The sequence below is a fragment of the Streptomyces sp. NPDC004629 genome (assembly GCF_042873595.1).
Classification (GTDB): Bacteria; Actinomycetota; Actinomycetes; order Streptomycetales; family Streptomycetaceae; genus Streptomyces.
Genome location: NZ_JBIALO010000028.1, coordinates 25,705 through 44,471, shown reverse-complemented (window position 1 = coordinate 44,471; position 18,767 = coordinate 25,705). Strand labels below are relative to the sequence as shown.

General features: G+C 74.1%; 19 protein-coding genes and 3 pseudogenes. 15 read left to right on the top strand and 7 right to left on the bottom strand.

Features of this window, described 5'->3' with window-relative positions; all coding sequences use genetic code 11:
* The first annotated feature begins 78 nt into the window (after window positions 1-78).
* Both ACFYTE_RS32730 and ACFYTE_RS32725 read left to right on the top strand, forming a co-directional pair.
* Entirely contained in the window at window positions 79-1,221 is a 1,143-nt protein-coding gene (locus ACFYTE_RS32730) for a TerD family protein (RefSeq protein WP_388718487.1), read from the top strand.
* Window positions 1,222-1,354: 133 nt separating this feature from the next.
* Window positions 1,355-2,032: a lytic transglycosylase domain-containing protein gene (locus ACFYTE_RS32725; protein ID WP_388718485.1), complete on the top strand. Its 678-nt coding sequence runs from the start codon at window positions 1,355-1,357 to the stop codon at window positions 2,030-2,032.
* A gap of 30 nt (window positions 2,033-2,062) precedes the next feature.
* On the opposite strand, the gene ACFYTE_RS32720 is transcribed toward ACFYTE_RS32725, so the two are convergent.
* A complete protein-coding gene (locus ACFYTE_RS32720) occupies window positions 2,063-2,284 on the bottom strand; it encodes a twin-arginine translocase TatA/TatE family subunit (RefSeq protein ID WP_388718483.1) in 222 nt (73 codons plus the stop codon).
* Window positions 2,285-2,492: 208 nt separating this feature from the next.
* On the opposite strand from ACFYTE_RS32720, the gene ACFYTE_RS32715 reads away from it, so the two are divergent.
* The 5 genes and pseudogenes from ACFYTE_RS32715 to ACFYTE_RS32695 all read left to right on the top strand — a co-directional run.
* Complete coding sequence (locus ACFYTE_RS32715; protein ID WP_388718481.1) at window positions 2,493-2,894, top strand: cold-shock protein; 402 nt, start codon at window positions 2,493-2,495, stop codon at window positions 2,892-2,894.
* Between the two features lie 179 nt (window positions 2,895-3,073).
* The gene (locus ACFYTE_RS32710; RefSeq protein WP_388718479.1) at window positions 3,074-3,751 is read left to right on the top strand and encodes a hypothetical protein; all 678 of its coding nucleotides are present in this window, start codon (window positions 3,074-3,076) and stop codon (window positions 3,749-3,751) included.
* 167 nt (window positions 3,752-3,918) lie between these two features.
* Window positions 3,919-4,164 (top strand): ferredoxin, encoded by a 246-nt coding sequence (locus ACFYTE_RS32705; RefSeq protein ID WP_388718477.1) that lies wholly within the window; start codon window positions 3,919-3,921, stop codon window positions 4,162-4,164.
* Window positions 4,154-4,981, top strand: a pseudogene (locus tag ACFYTE_RS32700) (NAD(P)/FAD-dependent oxidoreductase); the annotation flags it as partial. The gene ACFYTE_RS32705 and the pseudogene ACFYTE_RS32700, both read left to right, overlap by 11 nt.
* Window positions 4,974-5,588, top strand: a pseudogene (locus ACFYTE_RS32695) (cytochrome P450); the annotation flags it as partial. The pseudogenes ACFYTE_RS32700 and ACFYTE_RS32695, both read left to right, overlap by 8 nt.
* Before the next feature lie 78 nt (window positions 5,589-5,666).
* Here ACFYTE_RS32695 and ACFYTE_RS32690 read toward each other — a convergent pair.
* Window positions 5,667-6,584 carry a PfkB family carbohydrate kinase gene (locus ACFYTE_RS32690; protein WP_388718475.1) on the bottom strand — a complete coding sequence of 306 codons (918 nt, stop codon included), beginning with the start codon at window positions 6,582-6,584 and terminating at the stop codon, window positions 5,667-5,669.
* A gap of 201 nt (window positions 6,585-6,785) precedes the next feature.
* Entirely contained in the window at window positions 6,786-7,478 is a 693-nt protein-coding gene (locus ACFYTE_RS32685; RefSeq protein ID WP_388718473.1) for an alpha/beta fold hydrolase, read from the bottom strand.
* A gap of 96 nt (window positions 7,479-7,574) precedes the next feature.
* Here ACFYTE_RS32685 and ACFYTE_RS32680 point away from each other — a divergent pair, with 96 nt between their 5' ends.
* From ACFYTE_RS32680 to pgm, 4 genes and pseudogenes are all read left to right on the top strand, one after another.
* Window positions 7,575-8,120, top strand: a complete 546-nt coding sequence (locus ACFYTE_RS32680; protein ID WP_388718471.1) for a kinase — start codon at window positions 7,575-7,577, stop codon at window positions 8,118-8,120.
* Between the two features lie 171 nt (window positions 8,121-8,291).
* Window positions 8,292-9,074 carry a class I SAM-dependent methyltransferase gene (locus ACFYTE_RS32675; protein ID WP_388718469.1) on the top strand — a complete coding sequence of 261 codons (783 nt, stop codon included), beginning with the start codon at window positions 8,292-8,294 and terminating at the stop codon, window positions 9,072-9,074.
* 65 nt (window positions 9,075-9,139) lie between these two features.
* Window positions 9,140-9,514, top strand: a pseudogene (locus ACFYTE_RS32670) (MASE1 domain-containing protein); the annotation flags it as partial.
* A 156-nt stretch (window positions 9,515-9,670) separates the two neighbouring features.
* Window positions 9,671-11,311 (top strand): phosphoglucomutase (alpha-D-glucose-1,6-bisphosphate-dependent), encoded by a 1,641-nt coding sequence (gene pgm, locus ACFYTE_RS32665; RefSeq protein ID WP_388718620.1) that lies wholly within the window; start codon window positions 9,671-9,673, stop codon window positions 11,309-11,311.
* Between the two features lie 49 nt (window positions 11,312-11,360).
* Here the strand turns inward: pgm and ACFYTE_RS32660 are convergent, their stop codons facing one another.
* The gene (locus ACFYTE_RS32660) at window positions 11,361-11,861 is read right to left on the bottom strand and encodes a carboxymuconolactone decarboxylase family protein (RefSeq protein ID WP_388718467.1); all 501 of its coding nucleotides are present in this window, start codon (window positions 11,859-11,861) and stop codon (window positions 11,361-11,363) included.
* Between the two features lie 160 nt (window positions 11,862-12,021).
* Between ACFYTE_RS32660 and ACFYTE_RS32655 the strand changes: the two genes are divergently transcribed.
* Window positions 12,022-12,318 (top strand): DUF6400 family protein, encoded by a 297-nt coding sequence (locus ACFYTE_RS32655; protein WP_388718465.1) that lies wholly within the window; start codon window positions 12,022-12,024, stop codon window positions 12,316-12,318.
* A complete protein-coding gene (locus ACFYTE_RS32650) occupies window positions 12,305-12,562 on the top strand; it encodes a hypothetical protein (protein ID WP_388718463.1) in 258 nt (85 codons plus the stop codon). Before ACFYTE_RS32655 ends, ACFYTE_RS32650 begins: the two co-directional genes overlap by 14 nt.
* A 20-nt stretch (window positions 12,563-12,582) precedes the next feature.
* Here ACFYTE_RS32650 and ACFYTE_RS32645 read toward each other — a convergent pair whose 3' ends face one another.
* Both ACFYTE_RS32645 and ACFYTE_RS32640 read right to left on the bottom strand, forming a co-directional pair.
* Window positions 12,583-14,175, bottom strand: coding sequence for a glycerol-3-phosphate dehydrogenase/oxidase (locus ACFYTE_RS32645; RefSeq protein WP_388718461.1), 1,593 nt, complete (start codon window positions 14,173-14,175; stop codon window positions 12,583-12,585).
* Window positions 14,172-14,771, bottom strand: a complete 600-nt coding sequence (locus tag ACFYTE_RS32640; protein WP_388718459.1) for a TetR/AcrR family transcriptional regulator — start codon at window positions 14,769-14,771, stop codon at window positions 14,172-14,174. The genes ACFYTE_RS32645 and ACFYTE_RS32640 overlap by 4 nt, the downstream gene beginning before the upstream one ends.
* A gap of 126 nt (window positions 14,772-14,897) precedes the next feature.
* Between ACFYTE_RS32640 and ACFYTE_RS32635 the strand changes: the two genes are divergently transcribed.
* Both ACFYTE_RS32635 and ACFYTE_RS32630 read left to right on the top strand, forming a co-directional pair.
* Entirely contained in the window at window positions 14,898-16,490 is a 1,593-nt protein-coding gene (locus ACFYTE_RS32635) for an FAD-binding oxidoreductase (protein ID WP_388718457.1), read from the top strand.
* A gap of 63 nt (window positions 16,491-16,553) precedes the next feature.
* Complete coding sequence (locus ACFYTE_RS32630; protein ID WP_388718456.1) at window positions 16,554-17,435, top strand: YegS/Rv2252/BmrU family lipid kinase; 882 nt, start codon at window positions 16,554-16,556, stop codon at window positions 17,433-17,435.
* 118 nt (window positions 17,436-17,553) lie between these two features.
* Here the strand turns inward: ACFYTE_RS32630 and ACFYTE_RS32625 are convergent, their stop codons facing one another.
* Window positions 17,554-18,750, bottom strand: coding sequence for a PP2C family protein-serine/threonine phosphatase (locus tag ACFYTE_RS32625; RefSeq protein ID WP_388718454.1), 1,197 nt, complete (start codon window positions 18,748-18,750; stop codon window positions 17,554-17,556).
* Window positions 18,751-18,767 lie beyond the last annotated feature (17 nt).

Here is an 18,767-nt window from a genome sequence, read left to right as displayed (position 1 = left end):
CAATCAGGGAACTGTAAGGGCAGGGCTCCCGTTGATCACGACGAACACGGGATGCGGAAGCAGCAGCGGAGGACGTGCATGAGTGTGCCCCTGACCAAGGGCGGCAACGTGGCGCTGGGCCGGCAGGCCCCGGGCCTGAGCGCGGTGACGGTCGGCCTGGGCTGGCAGGCGAACACGGGCTACGACCTGGACGCCAGCGCGCTGCTGTGCGACGGGTCGGGCAAGGTGCCCTCCGACGAGCACTTCGTCTTCTTCAACAACCTGAGCAGCCCGGACGGTTCGGTACGGCACTCCGGTGCCGGCGGCCCGGTCGGCCCGGACGACCAGCAGATCCAGGTCGACCTCGACCGGGTACCGGCGGACGTGTCGAAGATCGTCTTCCCGGTCTCCCTCTACGAGGGCGCGGCCCGCGGGCAGTCCTTCGGGCAGGTCCACCGGGCGCACATCCGGGTGTCCGACCGGCACGGCGGCGCCGAACTGGCCCGCTACGACCTCGCCGCCGGCGGCCTGTCGAACGAGACGGCGCTGGTCTTCGGCGAGTTGTACCGGCACGGCACGGAGTGGAAGTTCCGCGCGGTCGGGCAGGGGTACGCCTCGGGGCTCGCGGGCATCGCCGCCGACTACGGCGTGAACGTGCTGCGCGCGCCGGACCCGGGCCCGGAGCCCGCCACCCCGCCGGCGGCGAGCGCGGGCACGCACCTGCCGCAGCCCGCCGTCGCAGCGCCGCCCGCCGTCGCAGCGCCACCCGTGGCGGCACCGGCACCCGTGGCGCCGACACCGACCCTCCTCTCCACGCCCGCCCCGACGTACCCCGGTTCACCCCAACCCCCAGGGAGTTCCCCCGTGACCTGCTTCTTCGACCCCGACCACGGCCCCGGCGCGACGATGGTGACCTGGTCGCCGCAGTGGGGCGTGGCGCGCCCGGTGCAGGCGTGCGGCGGCTGCGCGCAGCGGGTGCAGACCACGGCGCCGCCGTTCTACACGGCGCCGCAGCCGGGGTATCCGCAGCCGATGCAGCAGGGCTACCCGCAGCAGGGATATCCGCAGCAGGGCTACCCGGCGCCGCACGGCGACCAACAGCACCAGGGCGGACGCCGCTTCGGCACCGGCGCGCTCATCGGCGCGGGTGCGGCGGGCCTGGTCGGCGGCGCCCTGCTGAACGAGGCGCTGTCCGACGACGAACCCGATGTCGTGGTCAACAACTACTACGAAGAGGAGTGACCCGTCCGCCCACCGCGGGCACCGCGCCGCGCCGTGGCCGGACCGGGACGGCGCGGCGCAGCCTCACCCGGGTCTTGGTCCCGGTGGGGTAGAAGGGTGCTGGTCGAGGGAGGGATGCGAGAGAGGACCGGACATGTCCGATTCCCGGGCGCCGAGACGCCGGCGCTGGCTGCCCGTGCTGGTCTTCGCCTTCGCCGTGTACGTCATCGTGCGCGCCGCCAACACCCCGCAGGGCGACACCCCGCCGCCCCCGGGCTCGTCCGCCTCTTCCTCACACGCACCGACCGGGGGGCCCTCGGCCACCGCGGCGGCGGAGGCGGCGTTTTCCTACGACCCCGCCGACTACACCCGCCAGGTCCGCGACCGGGCCCGGCGCACCGGCGTCAGCGCCCGGCTGCTGATGGCGATCCTCTACAACGAGTCGTACAAGCCGCACGATCCCGGCCTGGAGCGGGCCTGGCAGAAGTACAGGCCCGACGCCTCCTTCGGCATCGCGAACATGCACCGCGCCGCCTTCGACGAGGTGAAGACGGGCCGGGACTTCGCCGACCGCCGGTGGGAGGAACTGCCCGATGACCGGGACCTCGCCATAGAGGCCGAGGCCTGGTACCTGCACGACCTCGGCGGCCGGCTCCCCGCCGAGTGGCCCGCCGCCTACGACAGGAACGAACTGCTGGCCCTCGGCTACAACACGGGCGCCGGCACCATGCCGGCCTTCGCCCGGGGCACACCACCCGGCGGTCAGGCCCGGACCTACCTCGACAAGCTCCACGCCAACTGGGCCGAGGCGGGCCGGGCCATCGGCGTCTGACGCACCGCCGGGCGGCCGGGGCCCGTGCCGTCAGGTGCGGGGCGGGCCGTCCCGGTTGACCACGGGGCCGCTGACCACGTCCCCGGCGGCGGACGAGCCGCCCGGCGCGTCCTGTTCCCGCAGTGCCTTGGCCTCGCTCTTGAAGATCCGGGCCGCCTTGCCCGCCGAACGCGTCAGTTCGGGCAGCTTCTTGATGCCCAGGACCACGATGACGACGATGAGGATCATGGCCAGTTCACTCAAGCCGAACATCTGAAATGCCCTCCCGGTGGCGGAGCCGACCGGCACGGCGTACCGGCGACATGCGCAATCTACACTGTTGTAGAAGTCTCTCCCGCGGACAGATCATGCAACAAGTGCGCCCGCCGGATCCGCCGCCCGGGTGAAGGGGCGCGGGGCAGCTGCTAGACTCGCACGCTGATTCGTTCGGGCAGGTGGCCCGGGTTGTCTGGGGGTCGGTGTGGCAGCAGGCCGTGTGGTGAGGTTCGACAGCGTTCGCGGATATGGGTTCATCGCCCCGGAACACGGGGACGAGGATGTCTTTCTGCATGTGAACGACCTTCTGATCCCCGAGTCCATGGTGCGTACCGGACTCGCGGTCGAGTTCGAGATCGAGGAGGGGGAGCGGGGCCCCAAGGCGTCGTCGATCCGGCTGGCACCGGGGGCGACGGCACGGGCCGGGTCCGCGTCGGGGTCCGTCGGTGACGATTCGCTCTGCGACGTGCTGCAGACGGTGGAGTTCACCAACGAGATCACGGAACTCCTGCTGCAGACGGCGCCGACCCTGACGGGCCAGCAGATCGTGCAGATCCGGCGCGAGTTCCTGCAGTTCGCCAAGAAGCACGGCTGGACCGAGGACTGACCCTCACCTCCACGACACACGCCGGGGCGCCGCACGCCCCGGCACCGTGAGACCCGGCCGCCCCGGCGGGTGCCCCGCGCGGACCGCCGGGTGTGCCGTTCGGGCGTGTTCCGGTGGCGGCGGGCGACGGGAGACGGCTTGCTGGTGGCATCAGCCGCCGCACAGGAAGCGAGCCGCGCATGCAGACAACGGCGTCGGGAGAGCGGGCACTACAGACCCCACGGGCCGCCGGGCTCGCCGGGGTCGTCTTCGCGCTGCTGCTCGCCGCGGCGATCGTCCTCATCCGGATCGGCATCCCGGAAGGCGCCGACAAGGTCACCGCCGCCGACTTCGCCGACTCGGCGGGACACAACGCGGTGCACACGGCGCTCGCGCTCGTGCCGTTCGCCGGCATCTTCTTCCTCTGGTTCACCGGCGTCGTCCGCAGCCACCTGGGCGAGGCCGAGGACCGGTTCCTCGCCACCGTCTTCCTCGGCAGCGGCCTGCTCTTCGTCGCCACCCTGTTCGGGGCGGCAGGGGCGGCCGCCGCCGTACTCGACGTCGCGCAGACCGCCGGTCCGGCACCGGCGCTGCCGACCTGGGCCTTCGGCAGCCACTTCGCGTACACCCTGATGACCGGATACGCGATGCGCATGGCCGCCGTCTTCACCTGCTCGCTGTCGGTGCTCGGCTACCGGCGCGGCGTGCTGCCGCGCTGGCTGATCCTGCTGGGCCTGCTCACCACTCTCGTCCTGCTCTTCGTCTCGTCCAACGTGCCCTGGGCCGAACTGGCGTTCCCGGCCTGGTCGCTGGTCCTCAGCGGCTACATCCTCGTCGTCACCAACCGCCCCCTGCCGTCCATGGCCGCGGCGACCTGAACCCGACCGTGCGCCGGTGCCGGTGCCGTGGCCGTGGTCCGTCACTCGATCGGTGGGCCCCCGCGCGCGGCGCCCGCACCGCCGCTCCCATGCTGGCCGGGGGAGATGACCGCCGTCCGGACGCGGGCGGCACACGACGGACCCGGCCACCGGAAGGGCGGAGCGCCATGAGGCTTGTGGTCGATCTCAACGCGTGCCAGGGATACGCCCAGTGCGCGTTCCTCGCGCCGGACGTCTTCACCCTGCACGGCGAGGAATCGCTCGTCCACAACCCGCGGGCCGAGGCGGACCAGCGTGAACGGCTCGCCCGCGCCGTCGCCGCCTGCCCCGTGCAGGCGATCACGGCCGACGGACTCGACGGCCCCGCCGGCCGGCCCGCGGCGGGCGCCCCGGAGGCGAGCGATGCCCGCTGACTACCTCGCCTGGCTGCGCACCGAGGGCCGGATCGTCGTCGTCGGCGCCTCGCTCGCGGGACTGCGGGCCGCCGAGACGCTGCGCGCCGAGGGCTTCGCCGGATCGCTCACCATGATCGGCGACGAGCCGTACGAGCCCTACGACCGGCCTCCGCTGTCGAAGGCGGTGCTGCTCGGCAAGGCGTCCGCGCACCACACCGGGCTGCCCCACCGCCGGGACATCGACGCGAAGTGGCGGCTCGGCGTTCCGGCGACCGCCCTCGACCTGGCGGGCAAGCGGGTACGGCTGGCGGACGGGGACGAGGTCGAGTACGACCGGCTGCTGATCGCCACCGGCGTACGCGCCCGGCCCTGGCCCAAGGAGGAGGCCCGGCTGGACGGCGTCTTCCTGCTGCGCACCCGGGACGCCGCCGCCGCCCTGTACCGGCGGCTGAAGGCCGGGCCGCGCCGGGTCTTCGTGATCGGCGCCGGTTTCTCCGGTTCGGAGATCGCCTCCGCCTGCCGGGAGACGGGCATCGCGGTCACCGTGGCGGAACGGGCCGACGGGCCCCTGGTGGGCGCCCTCGGCGGGGTGATCGGCGCGGTCGCCGCCGACCTGCACCGGGACAACGGCGTCGACCTGCGCACCGGCGTCATGGTCACCGCCCTGGAGGGCGACTCGGCGGGCCGGGTGCGGGCCGCCCATCTCTCCGACGGGAGCGTCGTCGAGACGGACGTCGTGATCGTCTCGCTCGGCGCGATCCGCAACACCGAATGGCTCACCGGATCGGGGCTCGGCGCGGGCCCGCGGGGCATCGCCTGCGACGCGGCAGCGCGCCAAGGAACCCCGCGACGACATGCTGTCCGACCTCGTGACCAGTCATGGCCCGGACGGCGCGATGACGATGATGGAAGTGCTCAGCACCTCGGTGCTGCTGCTCATCGCGGGCCACGAGACGACGGTGAACCTGATCACCAACGGCATGCTCACCCTGCTGCGGCACCCCGAACACCTGCACCGGCTGCGCGACGACGCGGGCCTGTCCGTCAGGATCGTGGAGGAGTTGCTGCGGTACGAGCCGCCCGTGCAACTGGTGACGCAGCGCACCTGCATCACGGACATCGACGTGCGCGGGGTGACCATCCCGAAGGGCTCGCGCATCTGGCTCGTCCTCGCCGCCGGCAACCGCGACCCGGAGCGCTTCCACGACCCCGACCGGTTCGACCCGGACCGAGGGGACATCCAGCACCTCGGTTTCGGCAGCGGCGTCCACATCTGCTTCGGCGCGCCGCTGGCCCGCCTGGAGACCCAGATCGCGCTGTCCGAGCTGGCCCGCCGCCTGGACAACGCCCGCCTCGTCGAGGACCCGCCGCCCTACCGGCAGAACGCGCTGCTGCGCGGCCCACGCCATCTGAACGTCGCCTTCGACACCCTGCTGCCCTGATCCGACGCCCCCTGCCCCGGGCACTCCCGCTCCGAGGAACTGACTCCTCCCGGCCGCTCGTGCCGCTCGCCGGTGCCGTCACCTTCCGAGCATCCAGGAGCGGGTGCCGAACGACGCGCACGACCGCGACGCCACCTCCGCCGCCCGCGCGAGGGCCACTGCGAAGCGGTCGGCGCGGTCCCGTTCGCCCCAGGCGCCGGCGTGCCGGGCGGGCGCCCAGTGGTAGGCGAACGCACCGTGCAGGAAGTCCCCCGCGCCGAGGGTGTCCACCACCGCGGTCGGCGGCACCTCGACCACGCCCTCCCCGTCGGGGCCCGACCAGACGACGGGGTCCGCGCCCCCGCTGACCGCAGCCCAGGTCACCCCCTGCGCGTGCAGGTACGCAAGCGTCTGGGCGGGTGTCCGTGTGCCCGGCGGACGGAAGTCGGCCGAGCAGACGGCCACGTCGACGAAGGACAGCAGGGTCTGTGTGCCCTCCTTCCAGCTGCCGCCGTCCAGCACGGTGGGACGGCCCGCGGCCCGCGCCGCACGGGCCGTGGCGATCGCCAACTCCATGTGGTGACCGTCGAGTTCCACGATGTCGCAGTCGGCCACCAGGGCGTCGAGGCCGTCCGGCGCGGCGAGCCGGTGCCGGCCGGCGTTCGTGGAGGCGACGGCCCGCCGCCCGCTCGCGGCGGTCACCAGGACCGACGAGAGGGCGGGCGGCCCGGCCGTGTCACCCGCCAGGTCGTCGACGGTCACGCCCAGCGCCGCGAGGTCGGCCGCGGCGGCCCGGGCCAGCGGATGGCGGCCGAGACCCGTGAGCAGCCGTGCCCGGCCGCCCAGATGGGCGAAGACGGCGGCGGCGTTGGCGGCGGGACCCCCGGCGGCCACCGTCTGGTCCTGGGCCGTCAGCTTCTCGTCGGGCGCGGGCACACGGTCCACCAGCTGGACGACGTCCAGGGTGCACAGGCCGACGAACAGTCCGACCGGGTGCCGCCGCGTGCCGTGTGCCATCCGTGGGTACCTCCTCCTGCTCGGGCACCGCGATCAGTGTACGAACCGCCGCGGCCCACGACGACGCGCGCCGACCGCCGCCGACCGGCTGAGAAGCCGCCGCAGACGGGGCGACGGGCGGGTCCGGGTCCTTCCGGGCGGCATGCGTGGCACCGGGCACGCACCCGATGTCCCGGGCGGCGCGTGCGGTGGCGATGTCGTTCAGATCCAGTCGGTCAGCGCGCTCATGAAACCGTCGAAGTCGTCGCGGTGGAGGGTGTGCCCGGCGCCGCCGACCGTACGTACCTCGAAGCCGCTGCGCGTCAACCGCCCCTGCAGCTCGGCGGACACCAGCGTGCTCGGATCGGCCGTCAGCACCAGCGAGGGCACCACCGCGCGGGCCGGCGTACGGCTGACCGCGTACACGGCGGCGATCGCCTGCGCGGTCCTCGGGTCCCAGGCGGCGAGCGTGGCCAGTTCCACCTCCACATCGGCCTCCTCCCAGCGCGGATTGAGGCTGGTGATCATGTCCCGGGTGGCGTCCTTGAAGGCCGCGAACCGTGCCGCCCCCGCGCCGGCCTCCGGCCTCATCTCCCACGCCGGGTCGCAGTACACGGCCCGGCCCGGGGCAAGCCGTTCGACGGCGCCGGCCAGCGCCATCGCGCCCAGCGAGTGACCGATCGCCAGCTCCGGGGCGGCCGCGAGGGTGTCGACGAGGTCGCCGGCCCAGCTGTCGGCGCTGTACTCCCCCCGCCCGCTCGCGCCGTGCCCCCGCAGGTCCACCGCGACCACCCGGTAGCCCCGGTCCGCCAGCGCCGGCCCGACGCGACGCCAGGTCCTGTGGTCCGCCATGATCCCGTGGACGAGTACGGCGACCCGGTCGCCCTCGCCCCACTGACGGGTGTGCAACTTCATCGGCATGCCCCTTCCGGCCCGGTTTCCGTCGATCTTCTTATGCCCTTCCGGGGCGGCGCCGCTCGCGCCGAAGCGGCCGGGTCGTGCGGCGGTAGCGTGCCCGTTGTGAATGTGGGCACCGCACAAACCCGGCTGATCGTGCTGCGCGGCAACAGCGCCTCGGGCAAGTCGTCCGTCGCGGCCGGTCTGCGGGACCGGTTCGGCCGCGGTCTCGCCCTGGTCGGACAGGACAATCTGCGCCGCGTCGTGCTGCGCGAGCACGACCGGCCGGGCGCGGCGAACATCGGCCTGATCGACCTCACCGCGCGCTACGCCCTGGACGCCGGATACCACGTGGTGGTGGAGGGCATCCTCTACGCGGACCACTACGGCGACATGCTCGCCCGGCTGCGCGCCGACCACCGCGGCCCGACCCACGGCTACTACCTCCATGTGCCGTTCGCCGAGACCCTCGTCCGGCACGCCACCAAGCCGATCGCCGACGAGGTCGGCGAGGACCAGCTGCGCGCGTGGTACCGGCCGCTGGATCTGCTGCCCGGCGCTGCCGAGACCGTCGTCGGCGCCGACAGCTGCCTCGCCGCGACCGTCGACCGCATCATGAAGGACACCGGCCTCACGGGACGTACGGCCCGGGACCGCTGACGGCGGGCCCGGCGCCGCACGCCCCGCATCAGCCGATCGGCCGACCCGCGGGTCGGCCGGACCTCCCGCCGTCGGCAGCCCGTCGGCCGAGCCGGGTGCACCGCCGCGGCCCCGAGGCTGGCACCGGGACCGCACCGGCCGGCCCCCTCCCGCGGAAGGCAAGGAGACCTCATGCCCGCGAAGAACCCGTCCGTCAACCGCGCCGCCCTCGGTCACCGCGTCGGCTACGCGCTGCGCCACCCGGACCGGGTGCCCCGCCATCTGGTCCGCGCCGCCCGGGACATGTGGCTGCGCCACCGCCACCCGGACCACATCGCCTACTACCGGGCCGTGATGCGGTCCGACACCCGGGCCGATCCGGACGCGGCGGTCGGCAGCCGCAGCCGCGAGCGGTGGCTGGCGCTGGGCGCGTTGCAGTTCGACTACCTGCTCGGGCACGGGCTGCGCCCCGAGCACCGCATGCTGGAGATCGGCTGCGGCAACCTGCGCGGCGGCTGGCGGTTCATCCGCCACCTGGAGCCGGGGCACTACTACGGCATCGACATCTCGCCGGACATCCTCCTGGCCGCGCAGGACACCATCGTGGAGAGGGGACTGCGCGAGCGGCTGCCCACACTGACCCCGGTGCGCGACCTGACGCTGCGCTTCCTGCCCGACGCGCACTTCGACGTCGTCCACGCGCACAGCGTGTTCTCGCACTCGCCGCTGCCGGTCATCGAGGAGTGCCTGAGCCATGTCGGCCGTGTGCTCGCACCGGGCGGCTTCTTCGACTTCACCTTCGACCGCACCGAGGGCGCGGAACACCATGTGCTGCGGGAGGATTTCTACTACCGCACCGAAACCCTCGTGGCGCTGGCCGGGCGGCACGGACTGCGGGCGCGCTTCATGGACGACTGGGAGCGGCTGCCGCACGGCCAGTCCAAGATCCGGGTCACACACGCCGACGTCACCTGACCGGGCACACCCGGGCCCCGCCCGGCGCACGGCCGTACCCCGGCGGGCCCAGCCGTACACCCGGCGTGCTCCGGCTTCCGCCGCCCCGATCTCTCGCCTCGCCCGGCCGGGCGGGCGGACCGTCGTACCCTGCGGTGGTCGGCTTCCGGACCGCCCGAGCGGAACAGGCCGCCGATCTCGCCGGCCACATCGCCCGGCGCCGTCGGGACGCACCGTGGACCGACGCCCGCCCCCGGCGTCCGTCGCCGGTGCTCTTCCTGGTCTACCCGCTGCTGATCTGGTCGGCGCTGCGCTTTCGGGTCGCGGGCAGCACGCTGTGCGCGCTGTGCATGTCCGTCCTGGTCACCGTCGCGGCGACGGGCTACGCCGGCTCGTTCGAAGGGCTCACACCGGTCGAGGTGCTGCTGAAGCTGCACGCGTTCAACGGGACCATGGCCCTGACCGCGCTGCTGGAACACCTCACCATAGGCGATTCCGCCGGCCGCCGCTTCACGTCCTCCGTGCGGGACACCGACCGGGCCCCCTCGCGAAGTGGGGCCGCGGCGGGGAAAGATGGGACGCCGAGCGATGCATCGACGACGCGGAGGAACGGACCCATGCCGCACGAACGAGCGGGCACGCCGGCCCGCCCCGAGGACCTGGTCGACGTGGCCCGGCTGGTCACGGCGTACTACGCGCTGCACCCCGACCCGGCCGAGCCGGCCCAGCGGGTGGCGTTCGGCACCTCGGGACACCGCGGGTCGTCCCTGGTGGGCGCGTTCAACGAGGACCACATCGCCGCCACCAGCCAGGCGATCTGCGAGTACCGGGCCGGTCAGGGCGTGTCCGGCCCCCTGTTCCTCGGCGCCGACACCCATGCGCTGTCGGAGCCCGCGAAGGTCACCGCGCTTGAGGTGTTCGCCGCCAACGACGTCACGGTGCTGATCGACGGCGCGGACGGGTACACCCCGACGCCGGCCGTCTCGCACGCGATCCTCACCCACAACCGGGCCCGCGCCCTCGGCCTCGCGGACGGCGTGGTGGTCACCCCGTCGCACAACCCGCCCGCCGACGGCGGCTTCAAGTACAACCCGCCGAGCGGCGGCCCCGCGGCCTCGGACGCGACCTCCTGGATCCAGGACCGCGCCAACGAGATCATCACCGGCGGCCTCAAGGACGTACGGCGCATCCCCTACGCCCGGGCGCTCGCCGCGGCCGGCACCGGTCGGTACGACTTCCTCGGCCGTTACGTCGCCGATCTGCCGAGCGTGCTTGACCTGGACGCGATCCGGGCGGCCGGGGTACGTATCGGCGCCGACCCGCTGGGCGGGGCGTCCGTCGCCTACTGGGGCCGCATCGCCGAGGAGCACCGGATCGACCTGACGGTGGTCAACCCGCACACCGACCCCACCTGGCGGTTCATGACGCTGGACTGGGACGGCCAGATCCGGATGGACTGCTCGTCGCCGTACGCGATGGCCTCGCTCATCGAGCGGCGGGACCGCTTCGCGATCGCCACCGGCAACGACGCCGACGCCGACCGGCACGGCATCGTCACGCCGGACGCGGGTCTGATGAACCCCAACCACTACCTCGCCGTCGCCATCTCCTACCTCTACGGCCACCGCGACGAGTGGCCCGCGGACACGGGGATCGGCAAGACGCTGGTGTCGTCCTCGATGATCGACCGGGTCGCCGCCGACCTCGGCCGCCGGCTGGTCGAGGTTCCGGTCGGGTTCAAGTGGTTCGTGGACGGGCTGCTGGGCGGCACGCTCGGCTTCGGCGGCGAGGAGTCGGCCGGCGCGTCCTTCCTGCGCCGGGACGGTTCGGTGTGGACGACGGACAAGGACGGCATCCTTCTCGCCCTGCTCGCCTCCGAGATCACGGCCGTCACGGGACGGACGCCCTCGGAGCACTACGCCCGGCTCACCGACCGCTTCGGTGAGCCCGCGTACGCCCGCATCGACGCGCCCGCCTCCCGGGAGGAGAAGGCCCTCCTCGCGAAGCTCTCCCCGGCCCAGGTGACCGCCGAGACGCTGGCCGGGGAACCCGTCACCGCCGTTCTCACCGAGGCCCCGGGCAACGGCGCCGCCGTCGGCGGCATCAAGGTGGCCACCGAGCACGCCTGGTTCGCGGCCCGCCCCTCCGGCACCGAGGACGTCTACAAGATCTACGCCGAGTCCTTCCGCGGTCCTGACCACCTCCGCCAGGTCCAGGAGGAGGCCAGAACGGTGGTGCTCGCGGCGCTCGGCGCCTGACCGGCGCACCCGCCCCCCTCGCCGCCCCGGGCGACGGGGGCGGTGACGGTCACGCCGTACCGAGCGGGGCCGCGCCGCGCACCGGGTGCTTGCTCATGACCGAGACCCGGTTGAAGGCGTTCATGGTGATCGCCACCCAGATCACCGCGGAGATCTCGGCGTCCGACAGCACCGCCCGCGCCTGCGCGTAGGCGGTGCTCTGGGCGTCGGCGTCCGCGGGGTGCGTGGTGGCCTCGGCCAGGGCGAGCGCCGCCCGCTCCCGCGGGGAGAACAGCTCCGTGTCGCGCCAGGCGGGCAGGACGCCCAGGCGTTGCGTCGTCTCGCCGGCCCGCAGGGCCGCCCGGGTGTGCAGGCTGAGGCAGTAGGCGCAGGCGTTGAGCTGGGACACCCGGACGTTGAGCAGTTCGACCAGGGCGCGGTCGAGGCCCGCCTCGTCCGCCGCGGTGCGTACCGCCTCGGCCGTGGCGGTCAGCGCGCGGTACGCCCCCGGGCTCTGCTTGTCGACGTAGACGCGCCGTTCGCTGTCCGTCGCCGCTGCCGTCTCTGTCACCTGTGCTCCTTCGTCCCGTGCCGTTCCGTGGGTGAATCCCGTGCCTGTCCTATCATCACCTCATAAAAGTTGAAAGTGAAACTATCATCACCCCGCCGGCCATGTGACGTCGCCCACCTGCTCTTGCCGTGGCGGGGAAGGCAAACCTAAGTTCGGCCATATGTCCGCCCATGACCCCACACCTCCCACCGGTCCCGGCGATCCCGCAGCAGGGCGGCCGGACGGCTCCGCTCCGGTCGACTTCGCCGTCGACCTCACCGCGCACGAGGCGCACCGGCGGGCCCATGTCCTTCAGGCCATCGGTCCGCACTGGGATCCCGTCGAGGTGCTGCACGGCGAGGAGGCGGCGTACGCCCTGCTGTACTCCGGTCTCGACGAGGAGCAGCAGCGCGTGTACGACGACCTGGTCGCGGCCGGGGTGCTGCCGCCGCCCGGGGGTGGCCGTGCTGCCGCTTGATCCGCAGGCCGACATCGGCCGCCGGGCCTGGGTTCCCTGCCCCCACTGCGCCGACGACAAGGGATGCGCGACCTGCGCCGAGCGGCGCACCTGCGCCGAGCACTGGCGTTTTCTGCTCGCCAACAGCGGCAGCGTGCTGCATCTGCAGTGCCCCTCGTGCGCCCATGTCTGGGACCACGAGACCGGCTTCGGCGCCACCCGCTCTGCCCGTCGGCGCACCATCGACGAACTGCCCCGCCCCTGACCCCGGGCCTGCCCGGCGGGTCAGGCGGGCGTGGCCGCCGCCCGGTCGAGTGCTTCGCGTGCCGCCTCTAGCGCGGCGGTCCGGTCCTCGGGCACGAGCCCGATCCGGGTGCGCCGGTCCAGCAGGTCCGCCTCGTCGAGCGCGCCCTCGTGCCGTGCCGCCCACAGCAGGTCGGCGTGGGTGACGGGCTGTCCCGGCAGCACGGGTTCGGCGAGGCGCGGGTCGCGCGCGGCGAGCGCGTGCACGGCGGGCGCCTCGGTGCCGTGCCGCCGGACCAGGCGGGCCGGTGCGGGCAGCAGGCCGAGCCGGTCGGGCAGCGCCGCGCCGACCAGCGGCAGCGACGCGGTGGGGGAGGCCCCCGCGGGGAGGCGGTGGGCGGTGACGGCGGCGTCGACCGCGTCCTCGGCCATCCGCCGGTACGTCGTGAGCTTGCCGCCCACCACGGTGATCACGCCCTGCGCCGAGGTCAGCACCGCGTGCCTGCGCGAGATGTCCGACGTCCTGTTCGCCGCGCCGCGCCGCGTGGTGTCCAGCAGGGGGCGCAGCCCCGCGAAGGCGCCGACGACGTCGTCGCGCCGGACGGGCGCATCCAGGACGGAGCCGAGCACGTCCAGCAGAAAGCCGATGTCCGTCTCGGGGACATCCGGTACGTCGGGGACGCCGCCCTCGGCCGGTTCGTCGGTGAGACCGACGTACACCCGCCCGTCACCCTGCGGCAGTACCAGGACGAAGCGGTTCGTCTCACCGGGGACGGGGACGTGCAGGCCCGCCGGGAGCGGTCCGAGCCGGTCCGAACGCAGCACCAGATGGGTGCCCCGCGAGGGACGTATCCGGATGCCGTCCACCAGGGAGTCCGCCCACACACCGGAGGCGTTGATCACCGCCCGGGCGCGGATCTCGCCCTCCTCGCCGGTGAGTTCGTCGCGGATGCGGGCGCCCGTCCGGGTCAGCTCCAGCGCCCTGACCCGGGTCAGGACCTTCGCGCCGCGGGCGGCGGCGGTCCGGGCCAGCGCCGTGACCAGGCGGGCGTCGTCGGTGACCCGGCCGTCCCAGGAGAGCAGGCCGCCGCGCAGGCCGTCGGCCCGCACCGACGGCGCCAGATGCCGGGCCTCGACGGCGGACAGCCGGCGGGGCGCGGGCAGCGTGGCCCGGGAGGTGCGGGCCATCAGACGCAGGGTGTCCCCGGCGCGGAAACCGGCCCAGGCGAGGGACGTCTGACCGCGGGTCACCAGCGGGGTCAGCGGAAGCACGAAGGGCTGGGCGCGCACGAGATGAGGGGCGGTGCGCTCCATCAGCACCCCGCGCTCGACCGCGCTCTCGTGGGCGACGTCGACCTGCGCGGAGGCCAGATAGCGCAGCCCGCCGTGGATGAGCTTGGAACTCCAGCGCGAGGTGCCGAAGGCGAGGTCGTGGGCGTCGACGGCGACGACGTCCAGCCCGCGGGCCGCGGCGTCCAGGGCCGCACCGGCCCCGGTCGCGCCGAGTCCGACGACCAGGACGTCGGCCGTGCCGCCGCCGGCCGCCGCGGCCAGTTCACGGGCGCGGCGGGCGGCGCAGAGCGACGATCCGGGGCGGGGTGCGGCGGCCTCGGCCGTGGGGTGGGCGGGGCTCATGGCGTCAAAGTCCTCTCCAGGATGAGGCGCAGTTCGGCGAGGAACGCCGCGGGGGTCAGGCCGGCGTCGTCCTCGTCGGTCATGGTCCGCAGGGACAGCGTGAAGGACTGGACGATCAACAGCAGCGAACGGGCCTGCCGTTGGACGGGGCCGGTGCGCACCGAGCCGTCGGCGTGCCCCTCGCGCAGGGCGTCGGCCAGCAGGTCCAGCAGCGCCTCCTGGCTCGCTCCGCGGCGGTCGAGCACATAGGGCAGGAGCAGTTCCGGATCGACGTCGACGATCTTGCGGAAGAGCGGGTGGGCGCGGAACGCCCCGACCCCCGCGACAAGCCCGTCCACGATCAGTGCGCGCGCGTCGAGACCCGGCCGCCGCTCGGGCATGGCCGCGGTGGCCACGCCGATCCACTCACGGGTCATCAGATCGCCCACCAGGGACCGGACATCGGGCCAGCGCCGGTACAGCGTCATCCGCGAGACGCCGGCGCGGCGGGCCACGTCGGTCAGGGTGGTGCGCCGGACCCCGACCGCGAGGACGCAGTCGCGCACCGCGTCCAGGACTCGATCGCCGTCCGAGTAGTTGTGACGAATGGGCGTCATATGTAACAGTGTAACGCGCCCTGGAGGGCCGCACGGGAGACGGCGCCTCGCGGACCGACCGCTTCGCGGGCCGACCGTTGTGCGCACCATGCGCTTCGCGAACCGACCGATGAGGGGCGACCGTTCATGGACATGCTGTGGAGTGGCTGGGGCGACCCGGCCGAGGCGGCACCGCTGCCCGACACGGTGACCGCACTGCTCGGCGAACTGCTCGGCGTGCGGCCGCGCGGCACCGGCGCGCCCACCCTCGATGACCTCCGCGTCCCCGGCTCCCCGCTCGACGCCGCCGCGCTCGGGGCCCTGGCGGACGCCGTCGGCGGCGCGGACGGGATACGCACCGACGCGGACAGCCGTATCCGGCACACCCGCGGCAAGTCCACCCCCGACCTGCTGCGGATCCGGGCCGGGGACACCGCCGACGTCCCGGCGGCCGTCGTCCTGCCCGCGACCCACGACGAGGTGCTGGCCGTGCTGTGCGCGTGCGCCCGGCACGGCCTCGCCGCGGTCCCGTTCGGCGGCGGCACCTCCGTCGTGGGCGGCCTCGCGCCCGAGCGGCGCCGCCCCTTCGTCGCGCTCGACCTGCGCCGCATGACCGGCCTGCTCGACCTCGACCCGGTCTCCCGCACCGCCACCCTGCAACCCGGCCTGCGCGCCCCGCACGCCGAGGCGCTCCTCGCCGAACACGGCTTCACCCTCGGCCACTTCCCCCAGTCCTACGAGTGGGCCACCATCGGCGGGTTCGCCGCGGCCCGCTCCAGCGGCCAGGCCTCCGCCGGATACGGCCGGTTCGACGACATGGTCCTCGGCCTCACCGTCGCCACCCCCGAGGGCACCCTCGACATCGGCCGCGCCCCGCGCTCGGCGGCAGGACCCGACCTGCGCCAACTGATCCTCGGCTCCGAGGGAGCCTTCGGCGTCATCACCGCGGTCACCGTACGCATCCGCCCCGTCCCCGAGACCCGCCGCTACGAGGGCTGGCGCTTTGCCTCGTTCGAGGAGGGCGCCGCCGCGCTGCGCCGGCTCGCGCAGGACGGGCCCCGGCCCACGGTGCTGCGCCTGTCCGACGAGAGCGAAACCCTGATCGGACTCGCCGAGCCCGCCGCCATCGGCTCCGCCGCCGCGACCGATACCGGCTGCCTGGCGATCGCCGGCTACGAGGGCACCGAGGAGGAGACGGCACACCGGCGGGCCGGGGTGGCGGCCGTGCTGAGCGCGTGCGGCGGCACCCATCTGGGCGCGGGCCCCGGCGAACGCTGGGCCGACGGCCGCTACTCGGCCCCGTATCTGCGGGACTCCCTGCTGGACGCGGGCGCGTTCGCCGAGACCCTGGAGACCGCAGCCTTCTGGTCCCGCGTCCCGCGGCTGTACGCGGCGGTCCGCGGGGCGCTCACCGACACCCTCACCGAGGCGGGCACGCCACCGCTGGTGATGTGCCACATCTCGCACGTGTACGAGAACGGCGCCTCCCTGTACTTCACGGTGGTCAGCGCCCAGGGCGCCGACCCCGTCGCACACTGGGCGACGGCCAAGCACGCAGCCAACGACGCCGTGCTCGCGGCCGGCGGGACGATCAGCCACCACCACGGCGTGGGCACCGACCACCGCGACTGGTACGTCAGGGAGGCGGGCCCGCTCGGCGTCGCGGCCCTCCGGGCGGTCAAGCGCCGACTGGACCCCGAGGGGCTGCTGAACCCCGGGATCCTGCTGCCCGTCGACTGACCGGCCACCGCACCGCCCGGCCCCGCCGCCCCGCACCACCCGTCACCGTCCGGAGGCTCACCGATGCGACAGTTCACGGCCGTCGTCAACCCCACCGCGGGCGGCTCCACCGGGGCGGCGGCGCTGCTGCACATGGGCCGGCTGCTGCGGGAGGCCGGGGCGGAACTGGAGACCGAGTACAGCCGCAGCCTGGCCCACGCCCAGGACCTCGCCCGCCGGGCCGGCGAGCGCGGCCGGGTGGTGCTCGCGGTGGGCGGCGACGGCATCGCCGGGGGCATCGGCGGCGCCCTCAGCGGAACCGGCACCGTGCTCGGCCTGGTCCCCGCGGGCCGCGGCAACGACTTCGCCCGCGCCCTCGGCCTGCCCGCCGACCCCGCCGCGCTGGCCCGCATCCTGCTCCACAACGCCCCGCGGCCCGTCGACACCATCGAAGTGGAGTCGGCCGTGCACCGGGGCACCGTGGTGCTGGGCAGCGTGTACGCGGGTGTCGACGCGCTCGCCAACCGCCACGCCAACACCACGCGGCTGCTGCGCGGCGCCGCCTCCTACTACGCCGGCGGACTGCGCGCGGTGGCCACCTGGCGCCCGGCGACCTACCGCCTCACCGTGGACGGACGGGAGCACGCCCACCGCGGTTACACCGTGGTGGCCGCCAACTCCGCCTACTACGGCTCCGGCCGGGCCATCGCCCCCGACGCCCGGGTGGACGACGGACTGCTGGACATCGTGATGATCCGCGAGGCACCGCGCCGGCTGTTCTTCGCCCTCATGAACGAGCTGTCGACGGGCGCCCATGTCGACCGGCCCGAGGTGCGGGTGCTGCGCGGCCGGGAGATCCGCATCGAGGCCGACCGGCCCGTCCCCTACGGCGCCGACGGAGAGGTCGAGGCCACCCTGCCCGTCACGGCCAGGGTGCGGCCCGGCGACCTCAGGGTGCTGTGCTGAGCCCCACAGCCGCGCGACCCGCGGGGCCGGTACCGGTACCGGATCCGGGTCAGGTCGCGGACCTCGCCGTGCAGAACGAAGGGGGCCGGATCGGCCGTCGCACCGTCCGCGGTGAGCCTCATGTGCCCCGCCGCGCGGACGCATCGGCCGCCTCCTCGGGCGGGCGGAGCACGACCGTCAGGGCGGCGATGTCGTCCCGCGGCCGGTCGTGGCTGTACTCCAGCAGGTCGTGGTGGAGCCGGTCCAACAGCTCCCGGGGCGGCAGCGGCCCCCAGGAGCGCAGCCGTTCCAGCAGCGGGTAGAAGGTGCCGGCCGGGTCGCGGGTCTCCGTGATGCCGTCGGTGTACAGCAACAACTGGTCACCGGGCAGGAAAGGGTAGACGTCCTCGGGGTACGGCTCGCCGACGAGCATGCCCAGGTTCAGCGGCGGAGCGGACCGTCCAGAGTCCAGTTCCCGCAGCTCGCCGGGCCTGATGAGCAGCGGCGGCGGATGCCCGCGGTTGACGACCCGCACCGTGTGCTCGTCGGTGCGGATCTCCGCGATCACCGCCGTGACGAACCGTTCGCCCACGTCGCTCCCGGAGATCTGATCCGACCGGCGGGTCATGCTGGTCTCCACCCGGCCCGCCAGCGCGGGCAGGTCGGGCTCGTCGTGCGCCGCCTCGCGGAACGAGCCGAGCAGGGTCGCCGCGGTCTCCACCGCGAGCAGCCCCTTGCCCCGGACGTCGCCGATGAGCAGACGCACACCGTGCGCGGTGGGCACGGCCTCGTACAGGTCTCCGCCGATGCGGGCCTCGGCGAAGGCGGAGAGGTAGAAGCTCTCCAGACGGAGGTCCCCGACCCGGTGCGGAACCGGTCTGAGCAGGACCTGTTGCGCGATGTCCGCCACGAAGCGCACATCGGCGAGCGTACGTTCCCGGCGCGTCCTGTGCTGGGCGAGGACCGTGCCGAGGAAGCCCACCAGGGCCGTGCAGACGTAGGCGGCCACGTAGTGCGGGTCCCACTCGTAGCCGAGGTGGCGCCCCGCGCAGCACGGGGTGCCTGCCAGGGTCCACTCGGACAGGACGGCGAACACGGTGACGCCCGCGACCACGGCCGGGCCGTGCGCGAAGGCCGCCACCAGCGGCAGCGCGATGAGCGCGAAGCTCACCGGCCACTCCACGGGGGTCAGCGGCTCCAGTACCAGGACCAGGGCGACGTACCCGACCGGAAGCCAGCGCAGCCAGGCCGGCGGCGCCGGCGGCCGGGTCCGGCTGTCGTCGCCCGTCCGTTCCTCGCCGCGGGCCGCCCGGGCGGTATGACCGCGAAGCCTCACCGGTCGCCCGCCCGCGC